27 protein-coding genes are annotated in these 26,562 nt (G+C 60.6%); 2 read left to right on the forward strand and 25 right to left on the reverse strand.

Going from position 1 to position 26,562, the window contains the following annotated elements; all coding sequences use genetic code 11:
- Positions 1-15: 15 nt before the first annotated feature.
- The 14 genes from AC1DVE_RS21805 to AC1DVE_RS21870 form a co-directional block, all read right to left on the reverse strand.
- Positions 16-984, reverse strand: a complete 969-nt coding sequence (locus tag AC1DVE_RS21805; protein WP_223456180.1) for a GTP 3',8-cyclase MoaA — start codon at positions 982-984, stop codon at positions 16-18.
- Positions 985-1,122: 138 nt separating this feature from the next.
- A complete protein-coding gene (locus AC1DVE_RS21810) occupies positions 1,123-1,761 on the reverse strand; it encodes a TetR/AcrR family transcriptional regulator (protein ID WP_034149949.1) in 639 nt (212 codons plus the stop codon).
- A 342-nt stretch (positions 1,762-2,103) separates the two neighbouring features.
- On the reverse strand, positions 2,104-2,889 hold the full coding sequence (locus tag AC1DVE_RS21815) for a TatD family hydrolase (protein ID WP_223456179.1): 786 nt from the start codon (positions 2,887-2,889) through the stop codon (positions 2,104-2,106).
- A gap of 72 nt (positions 2,890-2,961) precedes the next feature.
- Positions 2,962-3,948: a DNA polymerase III subunit delta' gene (locus AC1DVE_RS21820; RefSeq protein WP_223533851.1), complete on the reverse strand. Its 987-nt coding sequence runs from the start codon at positions 3,946-3,948 to the stop codon at positions 2,962-2,964.
- Positions 3,941-4,573, reverse strand: a complete 633-nt coding sequence (tmk, locus tag AC1DVE_RS21825; protein ID WP_223456178.1) for a dTMP kinase — start codon at positions 4,571-4,573, stop codon at positions 3,941-3,943. The genes AC1DVE_RS21820 and tmk overlap by 8 nt, the downstream gene beginning before the upstream one ends.
- A 19-nt stretch (positions 4,574-4,592) precedes the next feature.
- A complete protein-coding gene (mltG, locus tag AC1DVE_RS21830) occupies positions 4,593-5,825 on the reverse strand; it encodes an endolytic transglycosylase MltG (RefSeq protein ID WP_223534368.1) in 1,233 nt (410 codons plus the stop codon).
- Positions 5,826-5,828: 3 nt separating this feature from the next.
- Positions 5,829-6,644 (reverse strand): aminodeoxychorismate lyase, encoded by an 816-nt coding sequence (gene pabC / locus AC1DVE_RS21835; protein WP_223533848.1) that lies wholly within the window; start codon positions 6,642-6,644, stop codon positions 5,829-5,831.
- Positions 6,644-7,888, reverse strand: coding sequence for a beta-ketoacyl-ACP synthase II (gene fabF, locus AC1DVE_RS21840; protein WP_223456175.1), 1,245 nt, complete (start codon positions 7,886-7,888; stop codon positions 6,644-6,646). Before fabF ends, pabC begins: the two co-directional genes overlap by 1 nt.
- A 108-nt stretch (positions 7,889-7,996) precedes the next feature.
- On the reverse strand, positions 7,997-8,233 hold the full coding sequence (acpP, locus tag AC1DVE_RS21845; RefSeq protein WP_003175607.1) for an acyl carrier protein: 237 nt from the start codon (positions 8,231-8,233) through the stop codon (positions 7,997-7,999).
- A gap of 196 nt (positions 8,234-8,429) precedes the next feature.
- Positions 8,430-9,170: a 3-oxoacyl-ACP reductase FabG gene (gene fabG, locus AC1DVE_RS21850; protein ID WP_007987168.1), complete on the reverse strand. Its 741-nt coding sequence runs from the start codon at positions 9,168-9,170 to the stop codon at positions 8,430-8,432.
- Between the two features lie 16 nt (positions 9,171-9,186).
- On the reverse strand, positions 9,187-10,125 hold the full coding sequence (fabD, locus tag AC1DVE_RS21855) for an ACP S-malonyltransferase (RefSeq protein WP_223456174.1): 939 nt from the start codon (positions 10,123-10,125) through the stop codon (positions 9,187-9,189).
- A gap of 125 nt (positions 10,126-10,250) precedes the next feature.
- Positions 10,251-11,261, reverse strand: a complete 1,011-nt coding sequence (plsX, locus tag AC1DVE_RS21860; RefSeq protein WP_263287219.1) for a phosphate acyltransferase PlsX — start codon at positions 11,259-11,261, stop codon at positions 10,251-10,253.
- Between the two features lie 4 nt (positions 11,262-11,265).
- The gene (gene rpmF / locus AC1DVE_RS21865; protein WP_003179396.1) at positions 11,266-11,448 is read right to left on the reverse strand and encodes a 50S ribosomal protein L32; all 183 of its coding nucleotides are present in this window, start codon (positions 11,446-11,448) and stop codon (positions 11,266-11,268) included.
- Positions 11,449-11,461: 13 nt separating this feature from the next.
- On the reverse strand, positions 11,462-11,989 hold the full coding sequence (locus AC1DVE_RS21870) for a YceD family protein (protein WP_008050439.1): 528 nt from the start codon (positions 11,987-11,989) through the stop codon (positions 11,462-11,464).
- 105 nt (positions 11,990-12,094) lie between these two features.
- On the opposite strand from AC1DVE_RS21870, the gene AC1DVE_RS21875 reads away from it, so the two are divergent.
- Positions 12,095-12,673, forward strand: a complete 579-nt coding sequence (locus tag AC1DVE_RS21875) for a Maf family protein (protein ID WP_477784177.1) — start codon at positions 12,095-12,097, stop codon at positions 12,671-12,673.
- A gap of 54 nt (positions 12,674-12,727) precedes the next feature.
- Here the strand turns inward: AC1DVE_RS21875 and AC1DVE_RS21880 are convergent, their stop codons facing one another.
- Genes AC1DVE_RS21880 through rluC form a run of 3 tightly spaced genes read right to left on the reverse strand, consistent with a single transcriptional unit; the run spans position 12,728 to position 15,353 of the window.
- Entirely contained in the window at positions 12,728-13,717 is a 990-nt protein-coding gene (locus AC1DVE_RS21880) for a S49 family peptidase (RefSeq protein WP_223456172.1), read from the reverse strand.
- Between the two features lie 24 nt (positions 13,718-13,741).
- Positions 13,742-14,404 (reverse strand): HAD-IA family hydrolase, encoded by a 663-nt coding sequence (locus AC1DVE_RS21885; protein WP_223456171.1) that lies wholly within the window; start codon positions 14,402-14,404, stop codon positions 13,742-13,744.
- Complete coding sequence (gene rluC, locus AC1DVE_RS21890) at positions 14,391-15,353, reverse strand: 23S rRNA pseudouridine(955/2504/2580) synthase RluC (protein ID WP_046037476.1); 963 nt, start codon at positions 15,351-15,353, stop codon at positions 14,391-14,393. The genes AC1DVE_RS21885 and rluC overlap by 14 nt, the downstream gene beginning before the upstream one ends.
- 702 nt (positions 15,354-16,055) lie before the next feature.
- On the opposite strand from rluC, the gene rne reads away from it, so the two are divergent.
- Positions 16,056-19,295, forward strand: coding sequence for a ribonuclease E (gene rne / locus AC1DVE_RS21895; protein ID WP_477784178.1), 3,240 nt, complete (start codon positions 16,056-16,058; stop codon positions 19,293-19,295).
- 136 nt (positions 19,296-19,431) lie between these two features.
- On the opposite strand, the gene AC1DVE_RS21900 is transcribed toward rne, so the two are convergent.
- The 8 genes from AC1DVE_RS21900 to AC1DVE_RS21935 all read right to left on the reverse strand — a co-directional run bounded on the left by AC1DVE_RS21900 (position 19,432) and on the right by AC1DVE_RS21935 (position 26,543).
- Positions 19,432-20,022 (reverse strand): nucleotidyltransferase family protein, encoded by a 591-nt coding sequence (locus AC1DVE_RS21900; RefSeq protein ID WP_223456169.1) that lies wholly within the window; start codon positions 20,020-20,022, stop codon positions 19,432-19,434.
- Positions 20,019-21,002 carry an XdhC family protein gene (locus AC1DVE_RS21905; protein WP_477784179.1) on the reverse strand — a complete coding sequence of 328 codons (984 nt, stop codon included), beginning with the start codon at positions 21,000-21,002 and terminating at the stop codon, positions 20,019-20,021. The genes AC1DVE_RS21900 and AC1DVE_RS21905 overlap by 4 nt, the downstream gene beginning before the upstream one ends.
- Entirely contained in the window at positions 21,002-23,332 is a 2,331-nt protein-coding gene (locus AC1DVE_RS21910) for a xanthine dehydrogenase family protein molybdopterin-binding subunit (RefSeq protein ID WP_477784180.1), read from the reverse strand. The genes AC1DVE_RS21905 and AC1DVE_RS21910 overlap by 1 nt, the downstream gene beginning before the upstream one ends.
- A complete protein-coding gene (locus AC1DVE_RS21915; protein ID WP_008046998.1) occupies positions 23,329-23,799 on the reverse strand; it encodes a (2Fe-2S)-binding protein in 471 nt (156 codons plus the stop codon). Before AC1DVE_RS21915 ends, AC1DVE_RS21910 begins: the two co-directional genes overlap by 4 nt.
- A gap of 317 nt (positions 23,800-24,116) precedes the next feature.
- A complete protein-coding gene (gene murB / locus AC1DVE_RS21920; protein ID WP_223533618.1) occupies positions 24,117-25,136 on the reverse strand; it encodes a UDP-N-acetylmuramate dehydrogenase in 1,020 nt (339 codons plus the stop codon).
- On the reverse strand, positions 25,133-25,597 hold the full coding sequence (locus tag AC1DVE_RS21925; protein ID WP_223533617.1) for a low molecular weight protein-tyrosine-phosphatase: 465 nt from the start codon (positions 25,595-25,597) through the stop codon (positions 25,133-25,135). The genes murB and AC1DVE_RS21925 overlap by 4 nt, the downstream gene beginning before the upstream one ends.
- Entirely contained in the window at positions 25,597-26,361 is a 765-nt protein-coding gene (gene kdsB, locus AC1DVE_RS21930) for a 3-deoxy-manno-octulosonate cytidylyltransferase (RefSeq protein WP_223456163.1), read from the reverse strand. The genes AC1DVE_RS21925 and kdsB overlap by 1 nt, the downstream gene beginning before the upstream one ends.
- A complete protein-coding gene (locus AC1DVE_RS21935) occupies positions 26,358-26,543 on the reverse strand; it encodes a Trm112 family protein (RefSeq protein ID WP_003179363.1) in 186 nt (61 codons plus the stop codon). Before AC1DVE_RS21935 ends, kdsB begins: the two co-directional genes overlap by 4 nt.
- Positions 26,544-26,562 lie beyond the last annotated feature (19 nt).

Raw genomic sequence — 26,562 nt, forward strand, 5'->3', positions numbered from 1 at the left:
CGCGATGAGGCCGGTTCAGCCGCCGATGATTTTCATCACGGTCGCGCCACCGGAGAACGCCACTTCCTGCTTGTCCCCCAAGGCTTTCACCAGCAGCCGCTGCAAGGCCGGCAGCGCCTGGTGGCGCGGCTTGTCCAGCAGGTCGCCGATGTAATGGCGATTGCTCGACGACAGGCAGCCATGCAGCCAGCCAGTGGAAGACAAACGAAGTCGCGAGCAGGTACGGCAGAAAGGCACGCTCTCGTTGGCGATCACGCCGAAATGGCCATGCCCCGGAATTTCATAGCGCACCGCTGTCGCATCGACGGGCGCGTCGGCTTGCAGATATTCGTAGCGCTCGCCGATCAGGCTCAGCAATTGCTGGAGGCTGACGAACTGTTGCAGAAAGGCATTGGAATCGTTGGCCAAGTGGCCCATGCGCATCAGCTCGATGAAGCGCAGTTCATAACCGCGTTCCAGGCAGTAATCGAGCAGCGGCATCACTTGATCAAGGTTCTGCCCGCGCAGCGGCACCATGTTGACCTTGATCTTCATGCCGGCCGCACTGGCCTCGCTCATGCCGTTGAGCACGGTGGCCAGGTCGCCGCCCCGGGCAATGCCGCGGAACGCACTGGCGTCGAGGGTATCGAGGGAAACGTTGAGGCGCCGAATGCCGGCGTTCACCAGCAGCGGCAGTTTCTTCGCCAGCAACTGGCCATTGGTGGTCAGGCTGATGTCTTCCAGGCCCATCTGCCCGACCGCCGTCATGAACGCCTCGAGTTTCGGGCTGACCAGCGGCTCGCCGCCGGTAATGCGCAGACGCTCGATGCCCGCCGCTTCAATCAGATAAGCCACGCCGCGCGCCATGGCTTCGGCCGACAACTCATCCTGCGCAGCCACCAGCCGCTTGCCATTGGGCACGCAGTAGGTACAGGCGTAATTGCAGGCTGAGGTCAGACTGATTCGCAAGTTGCGAAAACGCCTGCCTTGACGGTCAACGATCATGGTCACTCCGGCGGAAGAATATTCGGGCCGCTAAAACTTGACTCAGAAATCAAGTTTTAGCAAGTCCTCTACCTGAGTATATTCCTGCGGTACTGCGCCAAGTAGCGAAATCATGGCGCAATAAGGCAACTGAATGGCTCAGCTGCTGGGAGTGTCGGTGTCGCGCTTGCGCTTGTTGCCCATGCGCACGCCGATGTCCATGAGGAACTGGAAGAAACCCTCCTGATCTTCCAGCACATTGCTCCAGAACGGCGAGTGATACAGCGCGACGGCACCGTGCACCAGCGCCCAGGATGCGCAGTAATGGAAGTAAGGTGGCACGTCCTCCAGCTTGCCTTCGCTGATCCGGCCCTTGATCAGCAGGGTCAGGCGTTCGAAGTTCGAGGCACGGATCTTGTGCAGCTCCTCGATCATCTCCGGCACCTGGTTGCCCTTGACCACTTTCTCTTCAAGGCGGTCGAACAGGCGATAGCGTTGAGGATCGCGCATGCGGAATTCGAAATAGGCGCGGGACAGGGCTTCCTTGTCCTTGTCGACGTCGGCGGAGTGCAACAGCTCGTTCAAATCGCGCTCGTAGTCGAGCATCAGGCGCAGATAGATTTCCGCCTTGGATTTGAAGTGCTTGTAGATCGTGCCTTTGCCGATACCGACGGCATCAGCAATCATCTCGACGGTGACACTGTCTTCACCTTGTTCGAGGAACAGCTTGAGCGCGGTATCGAGAATTTCCTGCTCGCGGCGACGGAATTCACGGACCTTACGAGGTTCTTTATGCATAAGAAAAGGTCTGTCGGGGTCAAAATTCGAAGCCGCGTATTATGCCTAACTTACGCAAAAATGCACGGATCATCCGACCATATCTGCGCTTTCTGGTCATTCCGCGCACGTTTACAGGGTGATGAGAACTCTTCCGAAGCGCACGTATTCCAAATTTGTTTAAAAACCCGGGCCGCCAAACTGGACGAGGCGCAATCCTGATCAATACTTGAACTGTCGGCGGGGCATCTCCCCCAAGTGTCACGCCGATATTGGTACCAACGGACCGCGTGCCATTGTTTTACTCCTAATGGTCTTAACCCGGATTCACCCCCCAGAACCCGGGTTTTTTTTGCCTGCGATTTAACCTTTTACGTGTGCCAGCGGGAACAGCCGCTTGAAATTCGCCGTGGTTTGCTCGGCAAACCGCTCGTAGGGCTCACCACGCAACATTGCCAGAAATTCCGCAACTTCGCGCACGTACTGCGGCAGGTTTGGCTTGCCTCGATAGGGAATCGGCGCCAGGTACGGCGAGTCGGTTTCCACCAGCAATCGGTCAGCCGGCACCTTGCTGGCCACATCGCGCAACGCGTCGGCATTGCGAAAAGTGACAATCCCGGACAGTGAAATGTAATAGCCCATGTCCAGCGCGGCCCTCGCCATCTCCCAGTCTTCGGTAAAGCAATGCAATACGCCCGCCTGGGGCAGCGCCGCTTCACGCAGCAAATCCAGAGTATCGGTGCGGGCACCACGGGTGTGGATGATCACCGGTTTGCCAGTCTGTTGCGCCGCTTGCAGGTGCAGGCGGAACGACTCCTGCTGCAACTCTGCCGCTTCCGGTTCGTAGTGGTAGTCGAGGCCTGTTTCGCCAATCGCCACCACCCGCGGATGATTGAGCTCCTGCAACAGCCAGTCCAGCGCCGGCGCGGCACCCGGCTGCACATCCAGAGGGTGCACACCCACCGAGCAGTCGACGTCGTCATAACGTTCGGCCAGGGCTTTGACGTCGGCCGCATTGTCCGCGCTGACTCCGATACACAGAAAGTGCCCTACCCCACGCTGCCGGGCCGCATCAAGGGCAGCATCCAGGGAGCCGTCGTGGGCGGTCAGGTCGAGGCGATCAAGGTGACAATGGGAATCTACGAGCATAAAGGGCCGCAACTTGCATCAAATGAGTGGGACGGTCGGATGTTCTGATACTCAGAGTCTAGGCGCGGACAGTCATCGTTGGGCAGGCAACGACACCCATTGCACCAGCAATGCCTCCAGCAGCAAGGCCGGATTGAGGTTGGCCTTGCTCAAGACTTTCTGTCGCTGGGCGAGGATCCAGTCCTGAATATCGAGGACCTTGCCCTGGGCGCTTTTCTGCGCCAGGTATTGCACGACCTTGCGCATGTCGGTCAGGCCGAGGCCGGCTTCATCCTGGGTCAACTGATAACGCAGGATCAGGCTCGACCAATCGCAGAACCAATCGAACAGGCGCAACATCGGAATGTTTTTCCATTCTTCGGCCAGTTGCGTCGGCGACTGCTGTTGCTTGAGGAGTTTCTTCACCCCCTCCACCACTTGCGCGCGCTGTTCACGCACGCCCTGGGCCTGGAGATTGACCGCCGCCAGCGGCGAACCGGCAGCCAGCGTCAGCAGTTCGACGCGCTCGTCTTCGGAGCACTCCGGCAATGCTTGGGCGAGCCACTTCAAGCTCATGGCCTCACCCGGCAGCGGACAGGCCTGCTGCACGCAGCGACTCTTGATGGTTGGCAACAATCGGCTCGGCTGATGGCTGACCAGCAACAAAACGGTATCGCCGGACGGTTCTTCAAGGCTTTTGAGCAAGGCGTTGGCGGCGTTGATGTTCATCGACTCGGCCGGCTCGATCAGCACCACTTTGCGCCCGCCCAACTGCGCGGTCTGCACCACGAAACCGACCAGGTCGCGAACCTGATCGACCTTGATCGCCTTGTCGGCTTCCTCCGGCTCCAAGATGTAGTTATCCGGATGGCTGCCAGCCTTGAGCAGCAGGCAGGATTTGCATTCTCCGCAGGCCTCCAGCGCGTTCGGGCGCTGGCACAGCAAGCTGGCCATCAAGCGCTCGGCCAGTGCCCGCTTGCCGATTCCGGCCGGGCCATGCAGCAGGTAGGCGTGCGCATGTTGGGCGCGACCGGCCAGTTGCTGCCAGAGGCTTGCCTGCCACGGGTAGGCCTCAGCCACGGCTCAACTCCAGCAGGCGCGGCAGCAAGACATCCAGCGATTGCTGGACCTTTACCAACGGTTGGGCAGCATCGACCAGCACATAACGCGCCGGATCCGCCTCGGCCCGCTTGAGGAAGGCACTGCGCACGGCATCGAAAAAGGTCCGGCCTTCGAGCTCGAAGCGATCCAGACGACCACGAGCGCTGGCGCGGGCCAGGCCGACCTCGACAGGCAGATCGAAAATCAGCGTCAGGTCTGGACGCAGATCGCCCTGGACGAAGGTTTCCAGGGTCGCGATGCGCTCCAGCGACAAGCCGCGACCGCCGCCCTGATAGGCGTACGTCGAATCGGTAAAACGATCACACAAGACCACGGCACCGCGGGCCAGCGCCGGACGAATCACTTCGGCCAGGTGCTGGGCACGCGCCGCGAACACCAGCAGCAACTCGGCATCCGGGTTCATGACTTCTTCGACCGGGGCCAACAACACTTCACGGATGCGCTCGGCCAACGGCGTGCCACCCGGCTCGCGGGTCAGCACCACCTCGATGCCGGCGGCGCGCAAGCGCTCGGCCAGGTATTCGCGGTTGGTGCTCTTGCCGGCGCCTTCCGGGCCTTCCAGAGTAATAAACAAGCCAGTCACAGGCAGTCCTTAGTCAGAGTCATTGCGGGCTTTTCGGTGCGTTGGCATCAGAGGCCGACGTTTCAGGGGCCGGCGCAGGACCTTGCGGCGGCACCTGCGGCAGCGCCTCGGGAGCCGTGTTCGGTGAAGCGGCCGGGATCGGCGCCAGCTCCTGCGAAGCCTTGGCCTCCTGCGTACCGTTTTGCTCAGCCTGGGTTGGCGGCATCTCGGGCGCAGTAGCGGGCGCCGGACTGGAGCGATAATCGGCGCGACGCTTGAGCTGGAACTCCTTCACAGCATTGTTGTGTGCATCCAGGTCGTCGGAGAACACGTGAGTGCCATCACCGCGCGCCACGAAGTAAAGACTGTTGCCCTCCACCGGATTGAGTGCCGCATGGATGGCTTCGCGACCGACCATCGAAATCGGCGTCGGTGGCAGGCCCGCATTCATGTAGGTGTTATAGGGCGTCGCTTCCTTGAGATGAGCCCGGGTCAGCTTGCCGCTATAGCGGTCGCCGAGGCCGTAGATCACCGTTGGGTCGGTCTGCAGCAGCATGCCCATCGCCATGCGCCGTACAAACACACCAGCAATCTGCCCGCGCTCCTGCGGTACGCCGGTTTCCTTTTCCACCAGCGAAGCCATGATCAGCGCCTGGTAGGGCTCGGTGTACGGCACATCGGAAGAGCGCTGTTCCCACTCCTTGGCGAGCACTTCGTCGAGGCGGTCGTAAGCGGTTTTCAGCAGCTCGATATCGGACATGCCGCGCACGTAACGATAGGTGTCAGGGAAGAAGCGCCCTTCCGGAAAAATCCCAGTGTGGCCGAGCTTGTCCATGACCTGGCTATCGTTCAAACCATTGAGGCTATGATCGAGCTTTTCTTCCTTGGCCAGCGCTGCGCGGACCTGACGGAAATTCCAGCCTTCGACCAGGGTCAGGCTGTACTGAACCATTTCCCCGCGTTTCCACAGGTCGATCAGGCCTTCGACGGTCATGCCCGGTTGCAGGCGATATTCGCCGCTGTGCAGGGGTTGTTTGGCGAGATTAAAGCGCCAATAGACCCGCAGCCAGAACGCGTCCTTGATGACGCCATTGGCTTCGAGTCGGTAGAAGGTGCGGGTCGGCGTCGTGCCCTTGGGCACATCCAGCAATTGTTCCTGGGCAATGTTCAGCGGCTGTACCAGCGCCGAATGAATTTTCCAGGCTGAAGCACCCAACAGCAGCCCCGCCAGAACCACTCCGGTTTCCAGCAGCAGCAAGAGTTTACGTCTCACGTATCAAGCATCCAGTAGCACACGGGCAATGGTTTGGAGTTTACGGGTGAGCGGCCCAACCGGCCAGTGAAGAGCAGCATAGGCGCGCACCGGCCAGATACCATACACGCTGTTGCAGACAAAGACTTCGTCAGCCCATTGCAGCTGTTCGAGGGGGATATCGGTGATTTGCGTGGGGATTCCCAGCGACCTGGCCTGAAACAATATTTCTTCGCGCATGACGCCTGCCACGCCGCAGCGCTTGAGGTCAGCGGTGATGAGCACGCCATCACGCACCAGGAACAAGTTGCTGAACACGCCTTCAATCACGCGCCCGGCCTGATCGAGCATCAAGCCTTCGGCATGCTCGGTGTCCTGCCATTCGGCACGGGCGAGGACTTGTTCAAGACGATTCAGGTGCTTGAGGCCGGCGAGTAATGGCTGCCTGGACAATCGCGTGGCGCAAGGAAACAGACGTACACCCTGCTCGCCATGCGCGGCTGGGTAAGCCGCCGGTGGATTGCCTTGCAGAATGCGTCGGGCCTGAGCCGAAGGATCGGGGGCGTAACCGCGCAGACCGTCGCCGCGGGTGAGAATGAGCTTGAGCACCCCGTCACCCAGTGCCGCGGCGTAGGCCAGCAACTCGCTGCGGACCAACTCATGATCGGCAGTAATTGCCAAACGCGAACAGCCGTCAGCCAGACGCGACAGATGCCGGTCCAGCAACACGGGCTGCCCTTTGCGCACGGCGATGGTCTCGAACAGACCATCGCCATAAGCCAGGCCGCGATCCTTCAGCGACAAAGCGTCAGCCGGCTGACCATCGACCCAGCTGTCCATCAGCCTGCGAACCGGCGGAACACCAGCGAGCCGTTGGTGCCGCCAAAACCGAAGGAGTTGGACACCACCACATCGATATCCATGTTGCGCGCAGTGTGCGGCACGAAATCGAGGTCGCAACCTTCGTCCGGCTCATCGAGGTTGATGGTCGGCGGCGCTACCTGGCTGTTGATCGCCAGCACGCTGAAGATCGCCTCGACCGCGCCCGCCGCACCCAGCAGGTGACCGGTCATGGACTTGGTGGAACTGACGGCCAGCTTGTAGGCGTGATCGCCGAACACCGACTTGATCGCATTGACTTCGGCCAGGTCGCCTGCGGGAGTCGAAGTGCCGTGGGCGTTGATGTACTGCACTTGATCGCCATTGATTTTGGCATCGCGCAGCGCATTGGTGACGCAGCGCGCAGCACCCGCGCCATCGGCTGGCGGCGAGGTCATGTGGTAGGCATCGCCACTGGTGCCAAAGCCGATCAGCTCGGCGTAGATGGTCGCGCCACGCGCCTTGGCGTGCTCGAGTTCTTCCAGCACCAGCGCACCGGCACCATTGGACAATACAAAGCCATCGCGGCCCTTGTCCCATGGACGGCTGGCGCGGGTCGGCTCGTCGTTGCGGGTCGACAGCGCGCGGGAAGCACCAAAGCCGCCCATGCCCAGACCGCAGGCCGCCATCTCGGCGCCGCCGGCAATCATCACGTCGGCTTCGTCGTACATGATGTTGCGGGCCGCCATGCCAATGCAGTGGGTACCGGTGGTACAGGCCGTGGCGATGGCGTAGTTAGGTCCCTGTGCCCCCAGATGGATCGACAGGAAACCGGAAATCATATTGATGATCGAGCCTGGCACGAAGAACGGAGAGATCCGTCGTGGGCCGGTCTCGTGCAGGGTGCGGGCGGTTTCTTCGATATTGGTCAGACCGCCAATACCCGAGCCCATGGCCACGCCGATACGCTCACGGTTGGCGTCAGTGACTTCCAGACCGGAATTACGTACCGCCTGAAAACCTGCGGCCAGACCGTATTGAATGAACAGGTCGAGCTTGCGGGCTTCCTTGACCGACAGGTATTCCTCGACATTGAAGTCCTTTACCGAGCCGCCAAAACGGGTGGAATAGGCAGAAAGGTCGGCGTGTTCGATCAGACCAATGCCACTGCGGCCAGCCAGAATGCCCTGCCAGCTGCTCGGCACATCCGTGCCCAGTGGCGACAACATACCCATACCGGTGACTACGACGCGTCTACGCGACACAGCACTCTCCTTTTTCAAATGACGACTTTGCATCAGGCCTAAAGAAAAAACCGCACGCCGTGATGGCAGTGCGGTTTTTCCATGACAGCGAGCAACGATTACAAACTATTACGCCTGGTGGCTAGTAACGTAGTCGATTGCAGCTTGTACAGTAGTGATCTTCTCGGCTTCTTCGTCAGGGATTTCGGTCTCGAATTCCTCTTCCAGAGCCATCACCAGCTCAACGGTGTCAAGGGAGTCGGCACCCAGGTCTTCAACGAAGGAAGCAGTGTTGACCACTTCTTCTTCTTTAACGCCCAGTTGCTCAGCAACGATTTTCTTGACGCGCTCTTCGATGGTGCTCATACCTTGTTTTCACTCCTAATGGACAAATTCAGGCAGCTGGCCAGTGGGTAAGTGTATAGAAAGGCTTTTCAGCTTTTCAACTGAAAGCTTCACTCCTCGAACCCGGTGACCCTCTGCCTATAAATAGATTGCAGCTTTATAACGGATTTTAGACAGCTCGTATGACATTTTTTTGAAGCAATCCGTCACATTTGAATTACATGTACATCCCGCCGTTCACCGGGATTGTAGCTCCGGTAACGTAAGCCGCACCGTCCGACGCAAGAAAAGCGACCACGGACGCGATCTCTTGAGCTTGTCCCAGACGACCCAGCGGAATCTGCGTCTGCAAGGCTTCACGCTGTGCCTCGGGCAGTTCACGGGTCATATCGGTATCGATGAACCCTGGGGCCACCGAGTTTACCGTAATCGAACGCGAACCGACTTCACGCGCCAGTGCACGGCTGAAACCTTCCAGGCCGGCCTTGGCGGCAGCGTAGTTTACTTGGCCTGCGTTGCCCATGGCACCCACAACCGAACCAATACTGATAATTCGGCCCCAACGGGCTTTGGTCATGCCGCGCAAAACGCCCTTGGACAGGCGGAACAGACTGTTCAGATTGGTATCGACAACGTCGTGCCACTCGTCGTCTTTCATGCGCATCATCAGGTTATCGCGGGTGATACCGGCATTATTGACCAGAATCGCCGGCGCACCGAACTGCTCCTGAATGCTCGCCAGAACACTTGCCACAGACTCGTCGCTGGTGACATTGAGTTCCAGGCCAGTGCCCTGGATACCGTTTTCCTTCAGGGTCGCGGCGATGCGCTCAGCACCCGACGCGGAAGTCGCGGTACCAACAACGATGGCGCCCTGACGACCCAGTTCCAGGGCGATAGCCTGGCCGATGCCACGACTTGCACCAGTGACCAGTGCAACTTTACCTTGCAGACTCATGCAAGCTTCTCCTGATTCAGGCCAACGCTGCGCGGGCGGCAGCGAAAGCGTCTGGGGTATTGAGGTTGGATGTCGACACGCCTTCGGCGCAGCGCTTGTTCAGACCGGCCAGCACTTTGCCTGGACCGCATTCGACCAGTTGGGTCGCGCCCCTGGCGGCCAGCACCTGGACCGATTCAACCCAGCGCACTGGCTTGTAAAGCTGCTCAAGCAGATCGCGCTTGAGGGTTTCCAGATCGGCAGGCACGTCAGCACTGACGTTCTGCACCACAGGAATTTGCGGGACCTGCCAGTCGATCGCGGCGATCGACTCGGCGAAACGCTCGGCCGCCGGACGCATCAGCTCGCAGTGCGACGGCACGCTGACCGGCAACGGCATGGCACGCTTGGCACCACGCGCCTTGCAGCCTTCGATGGCGCGCTCGACGGCAGCCTTGGCACCGGCGATGACCACCTGGCCCGGCGAGTTGAAATTGACCGCACTGACCACTTCGCCTTGCGCCGCTTCGGCACAGGCTGCCAGTACGTCGGCATCGTCCAGACCCAGGATGGCGGCCATGCCGCCCTGCCCGGCCGGAACGGCTTCCTGCATCAGTTGGCCGCGACGTTCGACGAGCTTCACCGCGTCGCCCAGGCTCAGGCTGCCTGCCGCGACCAGCGCGCTGTATTCACCCAGGCTGTGCCCGGCAACGTAAGCCGGACGCGCACCACCTTCGGCCAGCCACAGACGCCACAGGGCGATAGAGGCGGTCAGAATGGCCGGTTGGGTTTTATCGGTTTGATTGAGTTGCTCTTCCGGCCCTTGCTGGGTCAGTGCCCACAGGTCGTAACCCAGTGCATCGGAAGCTTCTTTGAATGTTTCAAGGACAACCGGATGTTGTGCGCCCAACTCGGCGAGCATGCCGAGGGACTGCGAACCCTGTCCGGGAAAGACGAATGCGAGGGAAGCAGACATGTAACAAGCCCCTAATGATCTTGTCGTCGGAGAGTTGGCGCCCCGCATTGGGGACGCAAGAAACTGACAGTTGGATGGCCCATCGAACCAAGCGGTCACATTTAAGCATTGTCCGACGAAAACGCCTAAAGCAACAAATCCTCCAGACGACCGTGCAGGCGCTCGGGAAGATTCTCCTGAATCTCGATCAAGGCGCGCGCAATGGCACTCTGAAACCCCTGGACCCCCGCAGAACCGTGGCTTTTCACCACAATGCCCTGCAAGCCGAGAAAGCTCGCGCCGTTGTGCCGGGCAGGCGCCAGTTCAGCCTGCAGACGCTTCATCAACGGCAGCGCCAGCGCACCGACCACGCGAGAGGCCATGTTCTTTTTGAACAACGCCTCGATGCGCCCGGCAATCATGGTCGCCAGACCTTCGCTGGATTTGAGCAGGATGTTGCCGACAAAACCGTCACATACCACCACATCCGCTTCGCCACGGTACAAACCGTCGCCCTCGATAAAGCCGATGTAATTGATGCCCCGGGCGCCTTGCAACAACGTCGCTGCCAGCTTGACCTGCTGATTGCCCTTGATGTCTTCGGTGCCGATGTTCAGTAAGGCTACCCGTGGGCGCACTATGCCCAGGGTTTCCGCCGCAACCGAACCCATGACCGCAAACTGCAACAGATGCTCGGCACTGCAATCGACGTTGGCGCCCAGGTCGAGCAATTGGCAGTAACCCTTTTGCGTCGGAATCGCCGCGACCATGGCCGGACGATCAATGCCCGGCAGGGTCTTGAGCACGAACCGCGACAACGCCATCAGCGCCCCGGTGTTGCCGGCACTGACACAGGCCTGGACCTTGCCATCACGCAACAACTCAAGCGCCACACGCATCGACGAGTCAGGCTTGCCACGCAAGGCCTGGGCAGGTTTTTCGTCCATGGTGATGACTTCGCTCGCCGGCGTAATCGACAGGCGCGCGCGATCCACAGCCGGATGGCCAGCGATCAATTCTTCAAGAAGGGAGGGTTGACCGACGAGGGTCAGGTGCAGCGAGGGTGTAGCAGACAGGCAAGCAAGGCTGGCCTGAACAATGCTGCGGGGACCGAAGTCCCCGCCCATTGCGTCAATCGCGATGACTTGAGCGGACAAGTGATTACTCGTCAGCGCCCTTGTCGATCACTTTACGGCCACGGTATACGCCTTCTGGCGATACGTGGTGACGCAGGTGAACTTCACCGGTGGTTTTTTCTACAGACAGGGTGCTAGCCTCGAGAGCGTCGTGCGAACGGCGCATGTCACGGGCAGAGCGGGATTTTTTGTTCTGCTGAACAGCCATAATTGATTAACTCCTAAACGTTTGGGTCACGCTTTAACTGCGCCAATACACTGAACGGGTTGGACCGCGTTACCTCGTCCTCGCTCGGTTCGGGCTCATCGAGACCCGCCGGCTGCTGGCATTCTTCCGGATGATGAGCAGGCACAATGGGCAAGGCAAGCAGAAGCTCCTCCTCGATCAGTGACTGCAGATCCAAAGGATCTTCGCCCAGTTCCAGCACGTCATAACCTTTCGGCAACGACTGGGTATTCGCACCCTCCTTCACCACAGCGTAACTGCATTCGCTGTGGATCGGCAGGGTGACCAGCTCAAGACAACGCTGGCAAACCATTTTGACTTCAGTGTCGATAAAGCTGTGGATGACCACAGATTTACGTTCATCTCGTTCAAAAACGAATTTAGCCTGCACCGTACCGACATTGTCGGAAAGCGGGTCGCAGAGTCTCTCCAAATCGGCCAGCAGCATTTCACCTTGAAGGGTGGTGCCACGATCAGCCAATTTGCGCGGGTCAACGTGAGGTGGAATCGGGTCATTCAACATAGGCGCAGCATTATAGGGATGCACCCGCCCATGTCAAAGGAAATTCAGCCCTGTCCGTCACTTGGAAGCCTCGCTAGAATTCGCACACGCCTTATGGAGTTGCGCATGCTGCCTTTATTACTCGCTTCTGGCTCGGCCTATCGCCGAGAATTACTGACCCGCCTGCAGCTGCCTTTCACTTGCAGCTCGCCGGATATCGACGAAAGCCATCGTCCGGGCGAATCCGCCATCGAGCTGGTCAAGCGCCTCGCCGAAGAGAAAGCGCGCGCCCTGGCCGACAGCCATACCGCTCATCTGATAATTGGCTCCGACCAGGTCGCCGTGCTGGGAAACCGGATTATCGGCAAGCCCCACACGTTCGAAAAAGCCCGCGAGCAACTGCTGGCCGCCAGCGGTGCCAGCGTGACGTTCCTGACCGGCCTGGCCCTGCTCAACAGCCAGACCGGGCACTGCCAGGTCGATTGTGTGCCCTTCACCGTACACATGCGCACACTCGACGCGACCCGTATCGAACGCTACCTGCACGCTGAACAACCCTACGACTGCGCAGGCAGCTTCAAGGCCGAAGGTCTGGGGGTCAGCCTGTTTCGCAGCACCGAGGGACCTGACGCCACCAGCCTGATCGGCCTGCCGCTGATTCGCCTGATCGACATGTTGCTGGCCGAAGGCGTGCAGATACCCTGAGTCTCAATACTAAAAAACCGGCCTCGCAGGCCGGTTTTTCATGTCACCGCAAAATCAGCGCAGCGACGGACCGTTAAAACCCATCCACATCGCCAAGTGCTCAGCCACGCTGGCACCGAGCTTTTTCGAGAAGCGATCGAATGGCGACTCCTGAACGGTAAAGTCCACCAGCTCCTTCTCGCCGATCACATCCCGCGCAACCGAACTGGCATTACCCAGCCCATCGATCAACCCAAGCGGCAGCGCCTGCTCGCCGGACCAGACCAGACCGGAGAACAGCTCCGGATGATCCTTGTCCTTCAGGCGATCGCCGCGCCCCTGCTTGACGCTACTGATGAACTGCTTGTGGGTCGTATCGAGCACACCCTGCCAGAAGGCGGTTTCTTCCGGCTTCTGCGGCTGGAACGGATCGAGGAACGACTTGTGCTCGCCAGAGGTGTAGGTGCGACGCTCGACGCCCAGCTTCTCCATGGTGCCGACAAAACCATAACCGGCTGCCGTCACACCGATGGAGCCGACCAGACTCGCCTTATCGGCGTAGATCTGATCCGCCGCGCTGGCGATGTAGTAAGCACCGGAAGCCCCCAGATCGGAAATGACCGCATACAGCTTGGTGTCCGGGTGCAGGCCACGCAGACGACGGATCTCGTCATAGACATAACCCGACTGCACCGGACTGCCGCCCGGGCTGTTGATGCGCAGGATGACACCCTTGACCTTCTTATCCTCGAAAGCCGCGCGCAGGCTGCCAACGATATTGTCTGCGCTGGCCGGCTCCTTGTCGGCAATCATGCCTGTCACATCGATCAACGCCGTGTAATTGGCACTGAGGGTAGCTGCCTTCTCCATATCCATCAGCGGCGAAAACAGGGCAATTGCGCCGAACAGATACACAAAAGTCAGTGATTTGAAGAATATCCCCCAGCGACGGGACCGGCGCTGCTCCTGCACGCCGGCCAGCAGCGTCTTTTCCAGCAGCTTCCAGCTCTTGTCGTCACCGCTCTCTGCGCTCGCCTTGGCGGGCGCCTTCCATTCGTCGGTCATGCCATCCACCCCAAATACAACCGGTTAAGCCCGCTGACTGAGCCAGGCATGCAATTCTGAAAAACGGTCGATGGCCAGTCGCGGCTCATACGACTTCAACGCATCGATCGATTGGGCGCCATAACTGACGGCCACCGAGCCCATGCCGGCGTTGCGTGCCATCTGCAGATCAAAGGACGAATCACCGACCATCAACGCCTGCTCCGGGCGAACCTCGCAATGCGCGAGAATCTGCTCGAGCATCAGCGGATGGGGCTTGCTGGCGGTCTCGTCGGCGGCGCGAGTGATATCGAAGTAATTCTCCCAGCCATGGGACTTCAACACCCGATCCAGCCCGCGACGGGCCTTGCCCGTCGCCACAGCCAGATGATAGCCCTCGGCACGAAACGCCTCGAGCGACTCGACCACACCTTCGAACAGCGGCGAAGGCACAGCCTCCGACGCAATGTAATGCTCAGCATAGTGCTCGCGGAACGCGACCAGCTCGGCGTCGCCGATTTCGGGGTACAGGGTGCGGATCGCTTCCGGCAAGCCCAGGCCGATGATGCCCTTGACGGCCAGATCATCGCGCAGCTCAAAACCGGAACGCTGGGAGGCAACGTGCATCGCCTCGACAATCCGACCAATGGAGTCGGCCAGGGTGCCGTCCCAATCAAAGATCAGCAGCTTGTAATCAGATGGGCGCACTCAATCGCTCCACGGTTTTGGCCCACATCTCGTCGACCGGCGCTTGCAGTTTCAGTTCACCACCATCGGGAAGCGGCACGGTCAACATGTAGGCGTGCAGGAACAGGCGCTTGCCGCCCAGATCGCGGATTTCCTTACTGAAATCGTCATCGCCGTACTTGGTGTCGCCGGCAATGCAGTGCCCGGCGTGCAACGTGTGGACACGGATCTGGTGAGTGCGGCCGGTGATCGGCTTGGCTTCAATCAGGGTGGCAAAGTCGCCAAAGCGACGCAGGACCTTGAACACGGTCACAGACTCCTTGCCCTCCTCCTCGTCGACCTCGACCATACGCTCACCGGAGCGCAGATTGCTCTTACCGAGCGACGCTCGAACTTGCTTGATCGAGGATGCCCAGTTGCCGCGAACCAGCGCCATATAGCGCTTATCAACGCCATCACCGCGCAAGGCTGTGTGCAAGTGACGCAGCATGCTGCGCTTCTTGGCGATCATCAGCAGGCCGGAGGTGTCACGGTCGAGACGATGAACCAGTTCGAGCTCCTTGCAATCGGGACGCAACTGACGAAAGGCTTCGATTACTCCGTAATTCAAGCCGCTGCCGCCGTGAACGGCGATGCCGCAAGGCTTGTTGATCACGATCAGCGCCTTGTCTTCGAAGACAATCGAGGCTTCGAGCCGCTGTAGCAGGCCTTGTGCCAGTGGCACCGGCTCGTCGCGCTCAGGCACACGAACCGGCGGCACGCGCACGATATCGCCCGCCTGCAGCTTGTACTCGGGCTTGATCCGACCTTTGTTCACACGCACTTCGCCCTTGCGCAAAATGCGGTAAATCAAGGTCTTGGGCACGCCTTTGAGTCGGGCGAGAAGGAAATTATCAATACGTTGGCCGGCATATTCCGGCGAGACCTCAAGCAGTTGTACGCTTGGAGTCGGGGGGGTAGTCGTCGTCATGCCGCGGATGATAACAATTTTTTATGGAATTGAAGCACTTAATCATTGCTGCTATAGTCGCGAACGTCGCCAAAAGCGGCCTGGACAGCGGACCAACGGTCAAAAACCGGCCCTGACCAACGCAATTCACCAGGACGCGAGGCCGTCCTACGGGGCTTTCGCTACGTAACGGTGGAGTTTGCAGGTGTAACGAGCGCAGGTGACATGAGGCCTGAATCACGCCACAAAACAGAGTTTTTCACTCGTTTTGCGAGCCATATTCACGGCCAGTTCACAAAGTGCAGTCAATTGCGAATGACCCCGAGCGAAGGCATCGGAAACAACGCCTAAATTAGCCATGATGCGTGACCTCCCCTATCGGAGCTCACGGTAAATGCCAACCCGCTGCGGATTCTGCGCGCGGCAGCACCCGAATTATCAGGGATACGTGTAGGGTGGAGATGCACAACCGCCGGACTGTGTAGCAACAGGCTTTCTCAAGACGCTTCATCTCGTCCACAGCCGCTGGTTGATTCCTCCTCCTGACTGAGTGCTTAAGTAGCCACAGCAAGCAGGACGCGTACGTCGCGATGAAGGCCCACATTGGCCGGACTTCGCTGGACACGGGAAATGGCCAACCACTCCCGACGCACCTGACACCGACCGTGAGAAGTCGTGTGTGCCGAACGCCGTTTCCGGCAGCCCGGAAACCGACGGTACTACATGAAAAGAATGCTGATTAACGCAACTCAACCCGAAGAGTTGCGTGTTGCACTGGTAGATGGCCAGCGCCTCTACGACCTGGACATCGAATCCGGTGCACGCGAGCAGAAGAAGGCCAACATCTATAAAGGCCGGATTACTCGCATCGAACCAAGCCTCGAGGCTGCCTTTGTCGATTTCGGCTCTGAGCGCCACGGCTTCCTGCCCCTCAAAGAAATCTCCCGCGAATACTTCAAGAAAGCCCCGGAAGGTCGCGTCAACATCAAGGACGTCCTGAGCGAAGGCCAGGAAGTCATCGTTCAGGTCGAAAAAGAAGAACGTGGCAACAAGGGCGCCGCCCTGACCACTTTCATCAGCCTGGCCGGTCGTTACCTGGTGCTGATGCCGAACAACCCGCGTGCCGGCGGTATCTCCCGTCGCATCGAAGGCGAAGAGCGCAATGAACTGCGTGAAGCGCTGAACGGCCTGGTTGCCCCGGCCGACATGGGCCTGATCGTGCGCACTGCCGGCCTGGGCCGCAGCAGCGAAGAAATGCAGTGGGACCTCGACTACCTGCTGCAACTCTGGACCGCCATCAAGGAAGCCTCGCTGGATCGCTCTGCGCCGTTCCTGATCTATCAGGAAAGCAACGTGATCATCCGCGCGATCCGCGACTACCTGCGCCAGGACATCGGCGAAGTGCTGATCGACAGCGTTGAAGCCCAGGACGAAGCCCTGACCTTCATCCGCCAGGTGATGCCGCAGTACGCCAGCAAGATCAAGCTGTACGAAGACAGCGTTCCGCTGTTCAACCGTTTCCAGATCGAAAGCCAGATCGAAACCGCTTTCCAGCGCGTTGTCGAACTGCCTTCCGGCGGCTCCATCGTTATCGATCCGACCGAAGCCCTGGTGTCCATCGACATCAACTCGGCGCGCGCCACCAAAGGCAGCGACATCGAAGAAACCGCGCTGCAAACCAACCTTGAAGCGGCTGAGGAAATCGCCCGTCAGTTGCGCCTGCGCGACATCGGCGGCCTGATCGTCATCGACTTCATCGACATGACCCCTGCCAAGAACCAGCGCGCCGTGGAAGAGAAAGTCCGCGAATGCCTGGAAGCCGACCGCGCTCGCGTGCAAGTCGGTCGCATTTCGCGCTTCGGCCTGCTGGAAATGTCCCGTCAGCGCCTGCGTCCATCCCTGGGCGAAAGCAGCGGCATCGTCTGCCCGCGTTGCAACGGCACCGGCATCATCCGTGACGTTGAATCGCTGTCCCTGGCGATCCTGCGCCTGATCGAAGAAGAAGCCCTGAAAGACCGTACCGCCGAAGTTCGTGCACAAGTGCCGATCCCGGTGGCTGCGTTCCTGCTCAACGAAAAACGCAACTCGATCACCAAGATCGAACTGCGCACCCGTGCCCGTATCGTCATCCTGCCGAACGATCACCTCGAAACGCCACACTTCGAAGTGCAGCGCTTGCGTGACGACAGCCCGGAAGCCGCGACCAACCAGTCCAGCTACGAAATCGCTGCGGCCGCTGCCGAAGTCGAAGAAGTCCAGCCAGCCGCTGCAACCCGCACCCTGGTTCGCCAGGAAGCGGCGGTCAAGACGGCCCCGGCCCGCGCCAACGCTCCGGTGCCGACCGAAGTTGCCGCTCCAGCCCCTGCCCCGGTCGCCGTACCGGAGCCAAGCCTGTTCAAAGGTCTGGTGAAATCGCTGGTCAGCCTGTTCGCCACCAAGGAAGAGCCTGTCGCGCCGGTTGTGGTTGAAAAGCCTGCCGCCGAGCGTCCGGCCCGCAACGAAGAGCGTCGCAACGGTCGCCAGCAAAGCCGCAACCGTAACGTTCGCCGCGATGAAGAGCGCAAGCCCCGCGAAGAACGCGCACCGCGTGAAGAGCGTCAGCCACGGGAAGTGCGCGAACCTCGCGAGACCCGCGAAGAAACACCAGCAGTAGCCCGCGAAGAACGCGCACCACGCGCGCCTCGTGAAGAACGTGCACCGCGCGCTCCGCGTGAAGATCGCAAGCCACGTGGCGAGCGCGAAGAACGCGTTCGTGAACTGCGCGAGCCTCTGGATGCTGCTCCGGTTGCTCCGGTTGCTCCGGCTGCTCCAGCCGCCGCTGCTACCGCTGAAGAGCGTCCAGCTCGCCAGCCACGTGAAGAACGCGCTCCACGCCCACCGCGTGAAGAACGTCAGCCACGTGCCGAACAAGCTGCCGCAGCCGCAACTGAAGAAGAACTGGTCACCAACGAAGAGCAACTGCAGGAAGAAGGTCAGGAAGGCGCCGAAGGCGATCGTCCACGCCGCCGCTCCCGTGGTCAGCGTCGTCGCAGCAACCGTCGCGAGCGTCAGCGTGACGCCAACGGCAATGTGATCGAAGGTTCGGAAGAGTCCGAGTCCGGCGAAAACGCTGAAGCACCAAGCGTTGCCGATCTGGCCGCCGGCCTGGCTGTCACCGCAGCCGTTGCCAGCAGCGTGATCAGCGCTCCAGCCGAAGCTGAAGCCAATGTGCAAGCCGAACGCGCCACTGCCGCGACCCTGGAAGCAGCTCCGGTTGAAGCGCCAGTCGTTGAAGCGACCACCCCGGTTGAAGTCACCGCCTCGCCGGAAGTCGAAGTGGCGCCCGCGCCAGAAGCTCAGCCTACTGTTGAAGCGGCTGCCGAGCCAGCGCCAGCGGTAGAAGCACCTGCCCAGGCTGCAGAAGCGGTTGTTGAAACCGTGACTGAAACCGTGCGTGAAGTTCGCGAAGAGCAAACCGCATTCAATTGGGTTGCCGAGCCAGCCGTCGCTGAAGCCGCTGCACCTGCCGCTGAAACCCCAGTGGCTGAAGCCATGGTTTCCGAGCCGGTGGTTGCCGCTGCAGAACCGGCTCCAGCACAGGTGGTTGAAGCGCCAGTCGTTGAAGCACCGGTCGTTGCCGAAGCACCTGCTCCGGTAGTCGAAGCTGCTCCTGCCAGCGCCCTGACGCCAAGTGGCCGTGCGCCTAACGACCCACGTGAAGTGCGTCGTCGCAAGCGTGAAGCCGAGCGTCTGCAGAAGGAAGCTGAACTGGCTGCCGCTGCTGCTCCGGCTGAAGCAGTTGTCGCTGCCGAGCCTGCACCGGTTGCTGCTGAAGTGGTTGAGGCAGCTCCTGCCCCGGCCGTTGAAGTGGCTGCCGAGCCGGTTGAGTCGGTGATCCACGAAGCGCCGCGCTCCGCTCAGGAAGCGGTAGAGCAACACGAGCAAGCCCAGGAAAAAGAACACGAGCCTAAACCTCTCGTCTGATTCCATCGGCCACTAAAAAGCCCCGCCTGGTGATCCCAGGCGGGGCTTTTTTATATCCGGAATTCACAGCAACCCCTTGTGGGAGCGGGCTTGCTCGCGAAGGCGGTGGATCATCCACAGGGGATCACCTCCGGAACTACTTGAAGACCAATGCCTCAGGCACATCCACATCCCACAACACACCGGGATCATCCACGGTCACTTCAACCACTCGCCCTTGGGCAAACAGCGGTTTGGCACCGCGATCCCCCGATAACGCCATCAACCCCGCTGCGAAGTCCCGTCCGAACCCGACCGGATGCCCGTACTCACCGCCCTGCACGGGCACGCTGATACGGTCATCGCCAATACCCGCCACCACTTGTTCGATACTGGATGGCAGGATGAACGGCATATCCCCCAGCACCATCAGCCAGCCATCGAGTTGCTTGCAGGCAACGACTCCCGCAGCAATGCTGTCGCCCATTCCCGTCGATTCGATCAGTTCAATCTCGCAGCCATAGGCCTGAGCCATGCGAATCACTTGCGGGCGGTCAGCAGTGGTCACCAGCACGCGTTTGTCCAGCGCCGCCGGCAGGTTGACCAACGTGTGCTCGATGACGGACCGCACCACGCCGTCACGCCCAGTGCAATCGGCCACCAATTTATCCTTTTCGGCGCCCGCAACCTCACGAAACCGGCTGCCCTGCCCCGCCGCCAGTACGACGACGCCAATGGACTCGCTCATACGCTCTCCCGCAAGACTTTCTTCTGCTTCAGTTCGACGCCATTTTTGACTGCCACGATTTCCGCCATGAGCGACAAGGCAATTTCCGCTGGATTATGACTGCCAATGTGCAAACCGATCGGACCATGCAAGCGGTCAATCGCCGATTGCGACAAACCCAGTTGAGCCAGGTTTTCCCGGCGCTTCTGGCTGTTGACCCGCGATCCCAGCGCCCCGACGTAAAAAGCCCTGGAATCCAGGGCTGTGAGCAGTGCCATGTCGTCCAGACGCGGATCATGGGTCAAGGCCACGATGGCCGTGCGTTCATCGGTCTGGATATTCAATACCGCCTCATCCGGCATGCCAGAAACGAATCTTCCGTGCTGCTCCTCCCAGCCATAGACGAACTCGCTACGCGGATCGCAAATCAACACCTCGAAATCCAGCAGCCGGGCCATTTCCGCCACATAGCGCGACAGCTGCCCAGCGCCGATCAGCAGCAAGCGCCAGCGCGGGCCATAGATCGCCCGCAAGGTCTGTCCGTCGAACGTCAATACGTCAGCTTTATTGGCCGGCTGCAAAAGCACTTCGCCGGTGGCCAGGTTCAGTTCGCGCGCAACGATTTCATGGGCCTCGCATCGGGCGAGCAATTGCTCGACCCAATCCCCATCGTCGATACACTCCTCGGTCAAGCGCAAGGTGCCGCCGCAGGGCAAGCCGAAACGTGCGGCTTCCTCGCGGGTCACGCCATACGTGATCAGTTGCACCGATGGCCCATCAAGCGCAAGGCGCCCGTCGTGCAGCCGGGCGATCAGGTCATCTTCGACACACCCGCCGGAGACCGAACCAATCACCATGCCGTCCTCGCGCAAGGCGAGCATGGCGCCGGGTGCCCGGGGCGCAGTGCCCCAGGTCTCGACAACGCTGTACAACACCACCCGCTGACCGGCGCGATGCCATTGCAACACGCTGCGCAGGACGTTCAGATCGGCGCTGTCCATCAGGCGCCCGCCTTCTGCCAGCCCGACAGCTGATAACGAACCGGCAGGTTGCGGATGCGTTTGCCGGTGGCAGCAAAGATCGCATTGCACAGTGCCGGCGCAATCGGTGGCACGCCCGGCTCACCCACACCGCCCAATGGGACGTTGCCCGGCGGCGTCACCAGATGCACTGCCACTTCTTTTGGCGCCAGAGACATGCGCGCCACCTCGTACATGTGGAAGTTATCCTGCTGCACTTTACCGTCCTTGAAGCTGATTTCCCCCAGCACCGCATTACCCAGGCCCATGACACAGGCACCTTCGAATTGCGCGCGAATCCGCTCGGGGTTGACCTGTGGTCCGCAATCGACGGCGATGTTGGCCTTGTGCACCACCAGTGTGCCGTCGTCTTTGACCTCCACCTCGATCACCGCCGCCACATACGTCACGAAGCTGTAATGCACCGCCAGGCCCAGGCCGCGACCCTTGGGCAACTCACGCCCCCAACCGGCGGCTTTGGCGGCGGTCTCCAGTACCGTGCGCAGGCGCGCGGTGTCGATCGGATAACGCTCGGGGGATTCACCGTAGTTCCACTCTTCACTCAAGGTGCGCGGATCGATCTGACGGTCCGGGCCGAGCAATCTGATCTGGTACTTGAGTGGGTCCTGCCCGGCCTTATGCGCCAGCTCATCGATAAAGCTCTGGATCGCGAAGCCATGGGGAATGTTCGACACCGAGCGATACCACCCCACCCGGGTATGCACCGTTGCCTCGGGGTTTTCCAGGCGAATGTTGGGGATCGCATACGCCATGTTGGTGAGGCCCATGCCCAGTTCGAACGCCGCCTCATGGTTCATGCCCGGCGCAAACAACGCGGTGATGCTCGGCGCCACCGTACGGTGCAACCAGCCGGACGGCAGGCCATCCTTGTTCAGGCTGGCCTTGAGGTATTCGGCCGACACGGTGTGGAAGTAGGAACAGTGAATGTCGTCTTCGCGGGTCCATTGCACCCGCACCGCTTTGCCGGGGAATTCCTTGGCGAGGATAGCAGCCTCGATGATGAAGTCAGGCTTGGACTTGCGCCCGAACCCGCCCCCGAGCAGGGTCACGTTGAATGTGACCTTGTCGAACGGCAGGCCCAGGCGTTCACCGATCCGTTCCCGGGTGACCTGCGGCGCCTGGCTTGGCCCCCAGGCTTCGCAGGCACCGTCCTTGAACCGCGCAATGGCGACCATCGGTTCCATCGGCGACTGTGACAAATGCGGCAAGTAGTAGGAGGCTTCCAGCGTGCTATCGGCGCTGGCCATGGCCTTTTCGAGGTTGCCGGTATTGCGCACCACCTTGCCGGGCTTGAGCGAGGCCGCTTCAAGTTCCTTGCGATAGGCGATCGAGTCGTAGCTGGCGTTGGGGCCGTCGTCCCACTCGATTTTCAGTGCCTCACGGCCCTTGATCGCCGCCCAGGTATTGCTCGCCACCACGGCGATGCCGCCCAGAGGTTGGAACTCCGAGGGCAAAGGCCGGCTTTCGATCTGTACCACTTTGACCACGCCGGGGACTTTCATCGCCGCGCTGCCATCAAAGCTTTTGACTTTGCCGCCATACACCGTTGGCCGCGCGATGGTCGCGTACAGCATGCCGTCGAAATGCACGTCGGCGCCGTACACCGCACGGCCGTTGACGATGTCCTCCCCATCGATGGCCTTGGTGCCTTCCTTGCCGATGTAACGGAACTCAGCGGGTTGTTTGAGCTTCAGGCTGTCGCGGGCCGGAACCGGCAACGCGCCTGCGGCGGAGGCCAGGGCGCCATATCCGATTTCGCGGCCAGAAGGCTCATGGACGACCTTGTGCAGTTGCGCGTGACACTCACCGACCGGCACTTTCCATTGTGCGGCAGCGGCCTGTTCGAGCATGGTCCGCGCGGCAGCACCGCAGCGGCGCATCGGCTCGTACCAGTGACGCATGCTGCGCGAGCCGTCGGTGTCCTGGTTGCCGAAGCGCACTTCATCGCCAGGGGCCTGCTGCACCTTGACCATCGCCCAGTCGGCTTCCAGTTCATCGGCCACCACCATGGTCAAGCTGGTGCGCACGCCCTGGCCCATCTCCGAGCGATTGCAGATCACGGTCACCGTGCCATCCGCGGCGATGCTCACATAGACTTTCGGATCATCGACCCAGCCGTGGGGCATGCCGTCGGCACCAAACTTCTTGTCTTTTTCTCCAGCAAAAGCGTCTTGCCAGCCCCAACTCGCCGCCAATACCAGCGCACTGGTGGCACCCACCCCTTTCAGAAAGCCACGGCGACTGAGCTGGCTCAGATTGCTCAGGGCGAAATCATTCGGTAAGCGGCTCATGCCTTGGCCTCCTTCAGGTGGGTGGAGGCCTGGCGGATCGCGGTCTTGATGCGGTTGTAGGTGCCGCAGCGGCAGATGTTGCCGACCATCGCCTCTTCAATCTGCTCGTCGCTCGGGTTCGGATTGGTCTTGAGCAGCGCCGTTGCCGACATGATCTGCCCGCCCTGGCAGAAACCGCATTGGGCGACCGCCGTGTCGAGCCAGGCTTGCTGCACGACTTTGCCGATCGGATCGGCGTGCAGGTTGTCGATGGTGCTGACATTCTGTCCGACCACTGAACCGATCGGCGTGATGCAACTGCGTGCCGGAGCCCCTTCGATATGAATGGTGCAGGCCCCGCACAGGCCCATGCCGCAGCCGAACTTGGTGCCGTTGTAACCGGCCACGTCGCGGATCGCCCAGAGCAGCGGCATGTCCTCGGTGACGTCGAGTTGATGGTCTTGACCATTGAGTTTCAGGGTAATCATGGGCACGCCCGCATAGATCTTGAGTTATGGGGTCGAGCAATCTGCCGCTGGATCTCGGTGGGTCGCACGCAGATCGACTCAGGCTAATGGGCTCTCTTATGCGGACGCAGACGTCTGCACCGGGCCTTTGGTGGAGCAAGAGTGTGCATCGTTAGCTGACTAAGTTAACCGAGCATTAACAAAAAAAAACCCTGCTGAGACAGGGTTTTTTAGCTGCGAGCTTTAAGCTGCAAGCTTCAAGTAGAAGCAAAACAGCAAAGGCCTGGATTTGAGAATTGTAGCTTGCCGCTTGAAGCTTGTAGCTGGCGGCTGCTTCATCAATACCGGTTCGGCTCCATTTCCAGATCGACATGGAAACGCTCGAAAATGTCTTTCTGGATGCGCTGCGCCAGGTTCAGCAATTGCAGGCCCGTCGCGCCGCCATAGTTGACCAGCACCAGCGCCTGCAATTTATGCACGCCAGCGTCAGCCTCACGAAAACCCTTCCACCCTGCCCGCTCGATCAACCAACCGGCGGCCAGCTTCATCTGCCCGTCGGGTTGCGCATAGGCCACCAGGTCCGGGTATTCGCCCTTGAGCCGTGCAGCCAGCGCCGCCGACACCAAAGGGTTCTTGAAGAAGCTGCCGGCATTGCCGAGTACGGCCGGGTCCGGGAGTTTTTCGTTGCGGATGCTGCAAATGGCCTGGCTGACATCGCTGGCGGTCGGATGCTCGATGCCCTGTTCGGTCAGGCGCTGACGCACCGGGCCGTATTCCAGGTGCAGATGCGCGGCGCGGTCGAGGGCGAAGCGCACACGCAGGATCAACCAACGCCCCGGCTCCTGCTTGAACAGGCTGTCGCGGTAAGCGAAGTTGCACTCTTGCAATGTGAAGTCGCGCAGTTCACCGGTCTGGCGATCGAGGGCGGTCAGGCCGGCGAACACGTCCTTGATCTCGACGCCATAAGCGCCGATGTTCTGCATCGGTGCCGCACCGACAGTGCCGGGAATCAGGCTGAGGTTTTCCAGGCCGGACAGCCCCAGGGACAGTGTGTGTTGCACAAAGGGATGCCAGGGCTCACCGGCCTCGGCCTCGATCACCACTTTGCTGCCGTCATCGCTCAACACGCGAGTCCCGCGGGTGGCCATGCGCAGCACCAGCGAATCGATATCCGCCGTCAGCAGCAGATTGCTGCCGCCGCCGATCACCAGCACCGGCACCTCGTGTTCCAGCCCATAGGCCAGGGCTTCGCGCACATCGGCGTCGCTATGGGCCTCGGCAAACAACCGGGCCTGGACATCCACGCCAAAGCTGTTGAACGGCTTGAGCGAAACCTGCGATTGAACCTGCAAACTCATAACCGTCCCTTCAATTCAATCACCAGCAAATCACTGGCATGTTCGATCAGGTCCAGCACCTGCTCGAAGCCTTGCTCGCCGTCGTAATACGGGTCCGGGACCTCATCGACGTCCGACTGATAGCGACGCAGGAACAGATCCAACTCGGCCTTGCCCTTGGCCGGTTGCAAGGCCTTGAGGTTGCGCAGGTTGCTGTTGTCCATCGCCAGGATCAGGTCGTAGGTGGCGAAATCGGCGCGGGAGACTTGCCGGGCGCGCTGGGCGGACAAGTCATAACCGCGCAGCTTCGCCGCGGCCTGACTGCGTTTGTCCGGCGGCTTGCCGACATGCCAGTCACCGGTGCCTGCGGAGGCCACTTCAACCTGATCGGCCAAGCCGGCCTCGCGCAACTTATGCCGCAGCACGCCTTCTGCCGTGGGAGAGCGGCAGATGTTGCCCAGGCAGACAAACAGAACCCGCATCACTTCTCCAGCAGGCGACGAACGCGCTCTAGGTCTTCAACGGTATCGACACCGGCTGGCGGCGCGATCAGCGCGTCGGCCACGTGGATCCGCACGCCATGCCACAGGGCACGCAGCTGTTCCAGGCACTCGGTGTTTTCCAGCCAGCATGGACCCCAGCTGACGAAATCCTGCAGGAAACCGGCGCGGTAGGCATAGATGCCGATATGGCGGCGGTACGGCACACCTTCCGGCAACTGCTCAGGGTTCACGGCGAATGCATCCCGCGCCCAGGGCAAGGTGGAACGGCTGAACGTCAGCGCCAGGCCATTGAGGTCGCTGACGACCTTGACCACGTTGGGATTGAACAGGGTGTCCACGTCTTCGATCGGCTCGGCCAGGGTGGCCATGCGCGCTTCGGCGTGGGCTGCCAGGTTGGCGGCCACCTGATCGATCACGCTCGGCGGGATCAGCGGTTCGTCGCCCTGGACGTTGACCACGATGGCGTCGGGCGCCAGGCCCAGCTTCAGCGCGACTTCGGCCAGGCGATCGGTGCCGGAGTTGTGATCTTCACGGGTCAGCACCACTTCGGCACCAAAGCCTTTGCAGGCCTCGACGATGCGCACGTCGTCGGTGGCCACCACCACCCGCTCGGCGCTGCTTTTGCTCGCCTGTTCCCAGACGTGCTGGATCATCGGCTTGCCGGCGATCAGCAGCAGCGGCTTGCCCGGCAGGCGGGTGGAGGCGTAACGCGATGGAATGACGACGGTAAAGGCTGTGGTCATTTATCCAGGCGCTCGTCGGTGGTCAGGGTGCGTGCTTCGGATTCGAGCATCACCGGGATGCCGTCGCGAATCGGGTAGGCCAGGCCTGCACCCTTGCTGATCAGCTCGGTCTTGTCGGCGCTGAGCTTGAGCGGGCCTTTGCAGACTGGGCAAGCGAGGATATCGAGCAATTTGGTGTCCATGAGCATTCCCTGGAAAAAA

The sequence above is a fragment of the Pseudomonas sp. P4_B4 genome (assembly GCF_056402255.1).

Excerpts from the sequence above, each read along its gene's own strand:
- murB (WP_223533618.1), bottom strand. The coding sequence starts at position 25,136 with ATGAGTTTGCAGGTTCAATCGCAGGTTTCGCTCAAGCCGTTCAACAGC.
- AC1DVE_RS21915 (WP_008046998.1), bottom strand. The coding sequence starts at position 23,799 with ATGATTACCCTGAAACTCAATGGTCAAGACCATCAACTCGACGTCACC.
- AC1DVE_RS21935 (WP_003179363.1), bottom strand. The coding sequence starts at position 26,543 with ATGGACACCAAATTGCTCGATATCCTCGCTTGCCCAGTCTGCAAAGGC.
- rne (WP_477784178.1), top strand. The coding sequence starts at position 16,056 with ATGAAAAGAATGCTGATTAACGCAACTCAACCCGAAGAGTTGCGTGTT.
- fabG (WP_007987168.1), bottom strand. The coding sequence starts at position 9,170 with ATGAGTCTGCAAGGTAAAGTTGCACTGGTCACTGGTGCAAGTCGTGGC.
- acpP (WP_003175607.1), bottom strand. The coding sequence starts at position 8,233 with ATGAGCACCATCGAAGAGCGCGTCAAGAAAATCGTTGCTGAGCAACTG.
- AC1DVE_RS21870 (WP_008050439.1), bottom strand. The coding sequence starts at position 11,989 with ATGTTGAATGACCCGATTCCACCTCACGTTGACCCGCGCAAATTGGCT.
- AC1DVE_RS21905 (WP_477784179.1), bottom strand. The coding sequence starts at position 21,002 with ATGGACAGCGCCGATCTGAACGTCCTGCGCAGCGTGTTGCAATGGCAT.
- AC1DVE_RS21900 (WP_223456169.1), bottom strand. The coding sequence starts at position 20,022 with ATGAGCGAGTCCATTGGCGTCGTCGTACTGGCGGCGGGGCAGGGCAGC.
- AC1DVE_RS21880 (WP_223456172.1), bottom strand. The coding sequence starts at position 13,717 with ATGACCGACGAATGGAAGGCGCCCGCCAAGGCGAGCGCAGAGAGCGGT.
- AC1DVE_RS21910 (WP_477784180.1), bottom strand. The coding sequence starts at position 23,332 with ATGAGCCGCTTACCGAATGATTTCGCCCTGAGCAATCTGAGCCAGCTC.
- rpmF (WP_003179396.1), bottom strand. The coding sequence starts at position 11,448 with ATGGCTGTTCAGCAGAACAAAAAATCCCGCTCTGCCCGTGACATGCGC.
- AC1DVE_RS21810 (WP_034149949.1), bottom strand. The coding sequence starts at position 1,761 with ATGCATAAAGAACCTCGTAAGGTCCGTGAATTCCGTCGCCGCGAGCAG.
- AC1DVE_RS21875 (WP_477784177.1), top strand. The coding sequence starts at position 12,095 with ATGCTGCCTTTATTACTCGCTTCTGGCTCGGCCTATCGCCGAGAATTA.
- kdsB (WP_223456163.1), bottom strand. The coding sequence starts at position 26,361 with ATGACCACAGCCTTTACCGTCGTCATTCCATCGCGTTACGCCTCCACC.
- AC1DVE_RS21925 (WP_223533617.1), bottom strand. The coding sequence starts at position 25,597 with ATGCGGGTTCTGTTTGTCTGCCTGGGCAACATCTGCCGCTCTCCCACG.
- AC1DVE_RS21805 (WP_223456180.1), bottom strand. The coding sequence starts at position 984 with ATGATCGTTGACCGTCAAGGCAGGCGTTTTCGCAACTTGCGAATCAGT.
- fabD (WP_223456174.1), bottom strand. The coding sequence starts at position 10,125 with ATGTCTGCTTCCCTCGCATTCGTCTTTCCCGGACAGGGTTCGCAGTCC.
- pabC (WP_223533848.1), bottom strand. The coding sequence starts at position 6,644 with ATGGACAGCTGGGTCGATGGTCAGCCGGCTGACGCTTTGTCGCTGAAG.
- rluC (WP_046037476.1), bottom strand. The coding sequence starts at position 15,353 with ATGACGACGACTACCCCCCCGACTCCAAGCGTACAACTGCTTGAGGTC.
- AC1DVE_RS21815 (WP_223456179.1), bottom strand. The coding sequence starts at position 2,889 with ATGCTCGTAGATTCCCATTGTCACCTTGATCGCCTCGACCTGACCGCC.